Raw genomic sequence first — 9,072 nt, forward strand, 5'->3', positions numbered from 1 at the left:
CGTCTTACCTCCATTATTATTGGGCTGATTCGACTTCGTAACCGACCTCGCCCACAACTTCTTTAAATTCATTCACATCTAGTCGTGTTTCATCGTACTTCACTTTTGCGATGCCTTTCTTTAAGTTGACTTTCGCACTTTCAACCCCATTCAGACCTTCAAGTGCTGACTCGACTTTGTTGACACAATGAGCGCATGACATACCTTTAATCGTTAAAATCGTTTTTTTCATCTTGAGTCTCCTCCTATTCACTACATTCATGACATCATTTCAAACTCAATGTCTGGATCCACAAGAATGGTCCTGACATCTGCATTGACCCGGGGTACAGGTGCATGGAATGTCCTCCACCGCTTCACTTTCCTTCATCTCAAGGATTTTTTTGAGATTCTCGATATCCTGTACACTCAGTGTCGCCTGTGTGATCATCGTTCCGATTGTGTTCCCGACATCCCTGTCACAGATATGATCGAGTAGATCGTGTAACGTCTCTCTGATGACGTCACCTTCAACGACGTTCGCGGAGTAGATGAATTTCTTCCCCTCGGCCTCGGTTGAGAGCATCCCTTTTTTCACGAGCCTTCCAATGAATGTCTTCGTCGTCGCAGGCTTCCAGCTCATCTTCTTTTCCAATACCTCGATGATTTCTTTACTGGTCACGTGATTTTGGGCCCAAACGATACGCATGACTTCCCATTCTGAATCCGTGATTTGTTTTTCGACATGTTCAGCCATTTGTCTAACCTCCAAATTTTAAGTTTACAATCGTAAACGTTTTGTTTGATTTAAGTTTACAATCGTAAACGTCGTCTGTCAACCATTATGTTTTTGGGTTCGCTATTCAGTCTTCATTGGCTATATTCTTGTCTAGAAAACGCATCTGGATATCCTTCAGCAACGCTTTCAAATAGTAGTGCGAGCTGACGGCATCCCGGGCACCAATAGGTGGTGAACTTTAAGACTACAGGCTGCGTAGAGTGATTAACCATTTGCAAATCAGATAATTGAAATTTCGAAAGCATTTTTTCTCCTCTCTTTTCGTTTACGTTTGTAATCGATTTAAATTTACAACTGTAAACGTTATTTGTCAATCTATATATTCGTGTCCATTTTGTATGTTTCTTTAAGCTTATTGTTTCTCTCAAAACACTAATTCGATTCGTACTTAGTTGGGTCGTATTTATTTTGAACTCATACAGCTTTAAATTGTTAACTACTGTCATCTCTTATATGATGTAATAAAACAAAGTAGGAATTGTCTTAAGCGTTTTGTTGCTTAGTCGCTAGGATTAAATAGATGATTCGACTACTAGCTTACTATTGAGACATTCTCATAAGTAAAAAGTGTAGGAAGGTATACATTTCGACGTCGAAATGTATACCTTCCTACACCACAAAGTGCCAGTTTATGAGTGATTTTTTTTATAACAACTTGTATTTAAATGATTTAAATATAGGAACTACATATGCTGTATACAAAATAATAACCAAATGAGGGATTAGAATTGGAATCAAACGAGACCAAGGTGACGTCATTCCGCGTGTCACAAGAAGTGAAAGAACATATTCAGCGTTTAATGGAGCAACGTCAAATATCAACCAACCAATTATTCGAGCAATTAATATCATTGGCCGATAAACAGTCACCGGACCCCTTAGTCGTCAAGGAGAACGAATCACTCGACTAGAAACGCAACAAAAAGAACATGAGCGAATCAACGCGCGATATAAAAATACCATTCATGACCTTGAACAAAGCGTAATTGCAGAAGCTGAACGACTCCAAGAAGAGTATGAGCGAAAGGTGTCGTCACATGAAATTGCACTCACTCAATTACAAGATCAAATCAACCAACTAATCGCTGAAAAGAGAATCGTTGAAGACGCATTGGAAACAGAACGTGTGTCTAACAAAGAAGAACTAAAAGAGCAGAAAAAAACAGTTTTTCATCTAGAAGGAGACATGAAAAAGCTAGAAGATGAACGTAGCCAGCTCTATCGGCAAAATCAAAGTCTTATGGACGCTGTCGACGACTTAAAAGCTCGTACACGCCGTCTTGACCAGCTTGAAGAAGAGAACCAGAAACTGCACTTAGAAGTCCAGCTCCTCCGTCGAGAGAAAGAGACATTCGAGAACCGGTTACAGGAACAGGTCGAGCTCGCGGTCCTGCGTGAGCGGAGCACCCAACAAAATAAACAATGATACGAAAAGGGTACTAGGTTGAGTCAACCAGTGACTGAATCTAGTACCCTTATATTTATTACAAAGTAAGGATTTAACGGTTTGAAGAAATCGTCTGATACATGTTCAATGACTTGACCAAAGATGCTTCATTCACACGTAGAATCATAACCTCATGAGAGTATAAAAAATGACTCCGCTTGGTCCAATTAAGATTTCACCTGCAATCCACGCACCTTGAATCGATTACGCTTTTCTTCTAATTTCACTTTCATATCTACCGAGAACGTATTTTCAGGAGTGTTGTAGGCACGCCGTGCTGCCATACTAAGCATTTTTGCCACATCCTCTGCCCGGTCGTCCTGTAAATCATGCAGTGAAGATCGAACATACTGGCGAGCCATTTCTCGGTCACGTAGCGATTCAGGGACCGATACATGACGACTTAATGCCAGGGCCAATTGAGCCGTCTCTAAGCGATAGCTTGTCCCGCCTGCCTGCATACGATTCAGTTCATCCGCTAGCTCGCTTTGCAGAAGTACATGATTACTGTCTGACATCGGTCACCCTCCTCTACTCTTCTTTTGATTTATTATATACCCTTTTCCTGAAAAATTCGACTCAAGTCATGCACGTTACAAAATGGATCGTCCCACGTCATGTTTGCTTTGTATTCCTCTACAAGGTCGAGAAGTTTATCTTTATCGCAAAGTGCCAATAGATTCGTTTTTTCGAGATCCTCTAGATCCTTTTGGCGAGAGGAGAAAATCTTGGTACATGCTAAAAGTTCAATGTCGGGGATATACACATCAATCGCCTCGAACAGCCCTTCAATCTTATGCCGGAATTCATTTTCCCTAAAGTCTTCACGGGGTGGGAACTGAATCACCCCTTCGACAATTTCAATTTCATATTCATGAAGCGCCTCTTTCAATTCAGGTGTCACGACGCCCTCCGTCACGCGAATATCAATATCTCGCGTCGGACGATACTGAACTGCCCCCCGTCAAGTAGACAGGGCAAATAATGAAAACCGAACTAGGCGGCTTGAGACCTGTATTCGACAGGGCTCAAGCCGTTTAGCCGTTTCTGGAAACGGTCATGGTTGTAGAACGATATGTAGGTCTCGATGGCCGATGTGAGTTCGCTATAGGCCTGAAACTCACGCAGGTAGTACATCTCGACTTTCAGGGTACCCCAAAAGCTCTCGATCGGGGCGTTGTCGATGCAACGTCCGACCCGGGACATGCTGTGGGTCAGTCCCGCGTCTTCCACCATGCGTTTGAACCCTCTCGAGGTATATTGGCGCTATGAATCATCGGACGCGCTCCTGTGCGGAGCCCCGTGATGGCTGGCATCATCGTCTGGAAGACGAGAACGTTGTTGTTGGACTTTCCGATGCGATAGGCGACGATCGAGCCGTCGTACAGGTCGATGATTGCGCTCAGGTATGCCTTTTTCCCGGCACCATATTTAAACTCGGTGACGTCGGTGCACCATTTCTCGTCCGGTCGGGACGCGCTGAACTCTCGGCCACGTGCTGCGGCGTTGACTTCTTATGCTTCTTCCGCTTCCGCCGGATGACCGATTGGATCCCATGGATATGCATCAAGCGATAGACTCGCTTTTCATTGAACAGGGACAGTCCTTGTTGTCGGCGCAACCGGTTGATCGTCATCGTGATCCGACGGTACCCGTATGTGCCGTTCGCCTGGTCATAGAGTAGACGGATGTCCTCCAGAAGCTTCTCGTTCTCTTCTTGACGCACCGGTATGGTGCGATTCAACCATTTGTAATAGGCCGCCCGTGAGATGCCGGCGACTCGACAGAGGAGCACGATCGAAAGGGCCTCCTCTTCGTTCAATTCTTTGATGGCGATATATCGTTGCTGTAGCCGTACCTGGCTGATTATGACCTCCTCTCGATCTCCTCTAACTTTTTTAGAAACAAGATGTCCGCACGAAGAAGTTCATTCTCAAGCTCCATTTGCTGGATACGGCGCTTAAGCTTCTCTTCTTCGCTTAGTTCGTCCTCTGGCTTCGTACGCCCACGGCGGTCCACGAGCGCCTCTGCCCCGCCCGTGTCATACTTTTTGATCCAGCCATAGACCTGGGCATAGGACACCTGAAATTGTTCCGCGGTCTGCTGGTAGTTGCGTCCATTCTCCAAACAATATTTCACGATCTCAAGGCGCTCTTCGAATGTAGTTTTTCTTCCTTTTGTCATAGCTCGATCCATCCCTTTTCTCGAATCTGTTAACTCGCTATGACTAGTATACTTCTTAATCCATTTACGAAGAACAGACCAATCACTGATCTGATACTTGGAGAGTACCTCCATTCTAGTGAACCCATCGAGATAGTCGCGGACGGCCGCGATTTTCAGTTCCTTGGTGTAAGATTTCCATGCCTTCGATTCCTTCAACGCATCGATCCCACCGGTATCGAATTTCACTTTCCACACCTGGAGGGTGTGCCTAGAGACGCCATGAGCCTCCATGATTTCTTTCCAAGTATATGTTTCTTCTTCCATCATGCGCAGCGCACTCAATTTTTGTTCGATCGTATGCCGACTTCTCGCCATAAAAAACACTCCCCAATAGAATAAACAGATTTGTTATTTCATCTGTCTACCTATTGGGGAGCATATCAATGTGGGCAGCGGGGCTTGGCGTTATTCTGTTATGCTGATACCATTTGGAACACCTTTCACTTCGATCGTTTCGATTACCTTGTTTTGCCCTTTGTCGATGATTGACACTGTATCTTCAAACATATTGGTTACATATACTTTCTTATTGTCCGGACTGGTTACGACTCCGTGCGCCCCTTTTCCGGTTATAATTTCAGCAGTTGCTTTCCTTAAGGCAAGTTCAATCACTGTGACGGAGTTAGATGGAGCGTCTTTTGTACCCTGGTTTGCCACATAGGCAAATTCATCATTTACATCAACATAAACCTGTGCCGGACCCACGCCAACTTCGATTTTTTCAACCTTTTCAGTCTCAAGGTCCACTACAGCCAACGCATTTTCAGCATTTAAAGTGGCCACAAGGGTTTTTCCATCCGATGTGACACCTGCAGTAACGGGAACTGCACCGACTTTGATCCGTTTTTCTTCCTTCATCGTTTCTAGGTTCACCACACTGACTGTGTCTTCTCCCATGTTCGCAATATAAGCCTTCTGGCTATCGGCTGAAATCCTGAATCCATGAGGGCCTATTCCTGTCTCTACCGTATTGACAACCTCGTAGCTTGCCATATCTATGACAGAAATATTGTTATCCTCATTATTCGTCACGACCGCAAAGTTCCCGTTCTCAGTAAATACGATGTGGGCAGGGTGATTTCCTACTTCAACTTCCTTGATTAGTTCATCACTTTCCACATCAAAGAAAAGCGCTTTTCCACTATTCCCCTCTCCGTGGCCGCCCTCTTCTTCATGGCTTTCATCCTCTTCGTCATGGCCGCCTGTTTCCGGTACAAGGGTTGCACCAATGATTTTTCCATCTGGAGATACTTGGACATTATGAACAGAACCTTCCAGCTCAATCGTATTTATAATTGTGTTGGTTGCGGCGTCAATTTTGGAAATGCTTCCACCTTCATTTGCAGTATAATAATATTGGGCAGCTGTATTCCCAGCCATTTCTTCAGTATTCTCCCCTTCTTGCTTCTCATTTTCTCCCACTGCTGCAACAAGCTCCTTTTTGTTGGGGCCTTCATCAACTGCATTGTTGCCTGAACTACACCCTGCTAGTACAACTCCCAGAACTCCCAGCATTAATAGAAAAATAAATATACTCATTTTCACTTTATTCATGTAAAGCTCCTCCTTTATCAATGTAAGGCAATCATAACAGCTAATTTTTGTACCAACTGTGATATATTTCACTTGGCAAATAAAAGGTTTTTAAAATCGTACAATTTGTTGAAATCCATTAAAACTGCATATTCTGCCTATAAGATAGAAGGTTTTCAAGTCATAAAAAAAGAACATGGCCTGCATTAAGGGCCTGTTCTCTAGGGGATATTTGTAGTTGCTCATTTAAAGTAAAGACCAGCCAGTCCGGCGGCCGCAACTACTAGTGACCAGAAAATAAGGAAAGCGAACGGCGAGAGTTTTTTTCTTCCTTGCTTTTCCTTTTGATTCGAACAGCATGCCATAGAGCACCTCCATTCACTTTTTCCGCTTTTCCCTCACCATAGGACTGAGAATGGCAATACAAACATTTTTATCCTCGATAAAGGATTCAAAAACATCCAACGACCTTGGTGGAGGCCCTCCTACATTGATTCCCTGCTCATCATACTTGCCTCCATGACATGGACAATAAAACTCGACTCCTTCATTTTCCTTCATGGACACTTCTGCGTTTCCTGCTGCACAGCCCAGATGTGTGCAGATAGGTGACATAATTAACAGGGAATTATCCTCCTTGTTTTTATTGATATACAAAAACCCTTCCATTTCCTGTTCAACCCACGCATCCTGAACCGTTGTTTTATAAAACACTTTTTTGGGAAAGTCACCTTTCTCCAGTTCACTGAGCGGGCCCAGGCTGGCCATTGCACTAGTATCCACTTTCTCTCTATTGCTGCACGCAGATAAACTGAGGGAAGAACTGATATAGCAAATAGACCCGCTGCTCCTTTAAGGAACTGGAAATGAATGTTCCCCTATTCACCTTTTCCATTTTAACCACCCTCCTATTTAACTTTTAATGTTAACCCTTAAGTTTGCAGAAATTTCATGCTTTCTAAAATATAGGCTTGGTTAAATTATGGAGACTCTGTTAACTTTCATATTTTAACTGCGAAAATGTAGTGAATGAGCTATTTTAATCATTTTTATCCATACTTTCTGCAACATTTTTTACTATTATTAGGATGAAAAACAACAGGAGGTATGGTTATGAAAAGAAAATTGCTTGCTTTGTTTGCATTTGCTGTCCTTTTCCTTGCTGTCCTTTTCCTTGCTGCCTGTTCCAGCCAGCAGAGCGGCGATATGGAAGGCATGGATCATGGAAATACGAAAAAGGAAGAAGGAACTAAAAATAAGGTTAATCCTGAAAAGGTTGATGGTGCTCAAACTGTAAGTTCCGAGACACTTACAGGGAACGAATTTACCATTGTTGCCAAAGAAGGAACACATCAGTTGAATGATCGTGTCAGTGTTAATGCCCTTGCTTTTAACCGCTCCGTTCCCGGCTCCCAGATAAGGGTAAAACAAGGGGAAAAAGTCAAAGTGAATTTGAAAAACGAACTTTCTGAACCGGTTTCCATCCACTGGCATGGAATTACTGTTCCAAATGAAATGGATGGAATTCCGGGGGTAACCCAAAATGCGGTTCAGCCTGGTGAGTCCTTCACTTATGAATTTACGCCTGAGGATCCGGGAACCTATATGTACCATACGCACCAAAACGCTGTAGAACAAATGGATAAAGGCCTCTATGGGGCCATTATTGTCGAGCCTGAAGAAAAAACTTATGATCGCGACTATACCTTGATGCTTGATGAATGGATGAGCAATCCCGAAGAGGAAAGCGCCGAAATGGAAGGTATGGAGCATAATAATATGAATAACAATGAAGAAGCAGAAGGCGAAAGCAACATGGACCACAGCAATATGAGTTCCGAAGCAGGCAATGAAGAAGAAAGCAAAATGGAGGGCATGGATCAAGGCGGCATGGGCGGCATGGGCCATGACATGAGTGCTTATGATATCTTTACGATAAACGGTAAAAGTGGGGATAGCATTGAGCCGCTGATGGTGAAAGAGGGAGAAAAAGTCCGCCTCCGTCTGGTCAATGTGGGTTTTATGTCCCACAAAATCCATTTGCATGGACATAAATTTAAAGTGGCTGCCATTGATGGGCAAGAGTTGAATGAACCACAGGAAATTAAGGATCAAGTAATCTCTATAGCACCAGGCGAGCGTTACGATATAGAATTTACGGCTGATAACCCTGGTGAATGGTTCATTGAATGTCATGGTGACATGGAAGGCACAGCAGGCATGAAGACTCTAATCAAATATGAAGATACAGAAGGGTCCACTGACACTTCTAACCAGGAAATGCAGCTCCCAGAATTTAACTATATGAATTACGGTGTGTTTGAAGATGCTGAGTTCACACTCGAACAGGATTATGATGTTGAGTATACAATGGATCTTAATACAAAAATGGATGGAGAGGGGCAAGTATTTACCATCAATGGAAAGACCTTTCCTGAGACAGACAATATTAATGTTAAAGAAGGAGATCTTGTAAAAGTTACTTTAACCAACAGTTCGATGATGGACGACCACCCAATGCATTTGCACGGACACTTCTTTCAAGTCCTGAGCAAAAACGGCAAGCCGGTTGAAGGCTCTTCAATCATTAGGGATACCATAAATTTAAAACCGGGAGAAGAAGTTGTCGTAGCATTTAAGGCAGACAATCCTGGTAACTGGCTATTCCATTGCCATGATTTGCATCATGCTACAGCCGGTATGGTAAATATGGTGAAGTATGACGGCTTTACACCAAGTTTTACACCAGATCCGGATGCAGGCAATAAGCCTGAATAACAGGGAGATACTGCCTAAGCCCTCCTTGGGCAGCTATCCTTTCATAATAAATCGAATGAAAGGGCTGAAGTATGGCCATTTTAAAGAAAATCACAAAAAGCGGACAGGTTACCATTCCCAGTCACATTACCAAATCAATAAGAATCGAAAATGGAGCATATGTGTTTATTTACGAAAAGAACCGCCGAATCATTATTAAAAAGACCCATCACGATAAGACTTGAACTGAGCCCCGTAAAATGGACAGTTTAATAAAAAGCCCACGTTTTCTATGCGGCGATCAGATGGCCCCGATATTGTTCCGGGGTCA

At 43.3% G+C, this 9,072-nt stretch carries 9 protein-coding genes and 2 pseudogenes; 3 read left to right on the forward strand and 8 right to left on the reverse strand.

The features are described 5' to 3' along the window. Positions 1 to 16: 16 nt before the first annotated feature. The 3 genes from KNP81_RS11675 to KNP81_RS15485 form a co-directional block, all read right to left on the reverse strand. On the reverse strand, positions 17 to 232 hold the full coding sequence (locus KNP81_RS11675) for a heavy-metal-associated domain-containing protein (protein ID WP_029336168.1): 216 nt from the start codon (positions 230 to 232) through the stop codon (positions 17 to 19). 45 nt (positions 233 to 277) lie between these two features. Further along, positions 278 to 736 (reverse strand): CopY/TcrY family copper transport repressor, encoded by a 459-nt coding sequence (locus KNP81_RS11680; protein ID WP_034781861.1) that lies wholly within the window; start codon positions 734 to 736, stop codon positions 278 to 280. Between the two features lie 113 nt (positions 737 to 849). After that, positions 850 to 1,224 carry a thioredoxin domain-containing protein gene (locus tag KNP81_RS15485; RefSeq protein WP_353048090.1) on the reverse strand — a complete coding sequence of 125 codons (375 nt, stop codon included), beginning with the start codon at positions 1,222 to 1,224 and terminating at the stop codon, positions 850 to 852. A gap of 740 nt (positions 1,225 to 1,964) precedes the next feature. On the opposite strand from KNP81_RS15485, the gene KNP81_RS11690 reads away from it, so the two are divergent. Then, on the forward strand, positions 1,965 to 2,204 hold the full coding sequence (locus KNP81_RS11690; RefSeq protein ID WP_058765841.1) for a hypothetical protein: 240 nt from the start codon (positions 1,965 to 1,967) through the stop codon (positions 2,202 to 2,204). Positions 2,205 to 2,392: 188 nt separating this feature from the next. Here KNP81_RS11690 and KNP81_RS11695 read toward each other — a convergent pair whose 3' ends face one another. The 5 genes and pseudogenes from KNP81_RS11695 to KNP81_RS11715 form a co-directional block, all read right to left on the reverse strand. After that, the gene (locus KNP81_RS11695; protein WP_029336171.1) at positions 2,393 to 2,743 is read right to left on the reverse strand and encodes a hypothetical protein; all 351 of its coding nucleotides are present in this window, start codon (positions 2,741 to 2,743) and stop codon (positions 2,393 to 2,395) included. A gap of 32 nt (positions 2,744 to 2,775) precedes the next feature. Continuing rightward, positions 2,776 to 3,162, reverse strand: a pseudogene (locus tag KNP81_RS11700) (DUF6036 family nucleotidyltransferase); the annotation flags it as partial. A gap of 59 nt (positions 3,163 to 3,221) precedes the next feature. After that, a pseudogene (locus KNP81_RS11705) lies at positions 3,222 to 4,766 on the reverse strand (IS3 family transposase). A gap of 90 nt (positions 4,767 to 4,856) precedes the next feature. Next, complete coding sequence (locus KNP81_RS11710) at positions 4,857 to 6,005, reverse strand: YncE family protein (RefSeq protein ID WP_214720058.1); 1,149 nt, start codon at positions 6,003 to 6,005, stop codon at positions 4,857 to 4,859. A gap of 357 nt (positions 6,006 to 6,362) precedes the next feature. Next, positions 6,363 to 6,752 (reverse strand): QcrA and Rieske domain-containing protein, encoded by a 390-nt coding sequence (locus tag KNP81_RS11715; RefSeq protein ID WP_251129040.1) that lies wholly within the window; start codon positions 6,750 to 6,752, stop codon positions 6,363 to 6,365. A gap of 345 nt (positions 6,753 to 7,097) precedes the next feature. On the opposite strand from KNP81_RS11715, the gene KNP81_RS11720 reads away from it, so the two are divergent. Both KNP81_RS11720 and KNP81_RS15490 read left to right on the forward strand, forming a co-directional pair. Beyond that, a complete protein-coding gene (locus KNP81_RS11720) occupies positions 7,098 to 8,762 on the forward strand; it encodes a multicopper oxidase family protein (RefSeq protein WP_214720059.1) in 1,665 nt (554 codons plus the stop codon). A gap of 71 nt (positions 8,763 to 8,833) precedes the next feature. Beyond that, the gene (locus KNP81_RS15490) at positions 8,834 to 8,986 is read left to right on the forward strand and encodes an AbrB/MazE/SpoVT family DNA-binding domain-containing protein (protein ID WP_214720060.1); all 153 of its coding nucleotides are present in this window, start codon (positions 8,834 to 8,836) and stop codon (positions 8,984 to 8,986) included. The last annotated feature ends 86 nt before the right edge of the window (positions 8,987 to 9,072 follow it).

Source organism: Exiguobacterium sp. s149, from assembly GCF_018618395.1.
GTDB lineage: Bacteria > Bacillota > Bacilli > Exiguobacteriales > Exiguobacteriaceae > Exiguobacterium > Exiguobacterium chiriqhucha.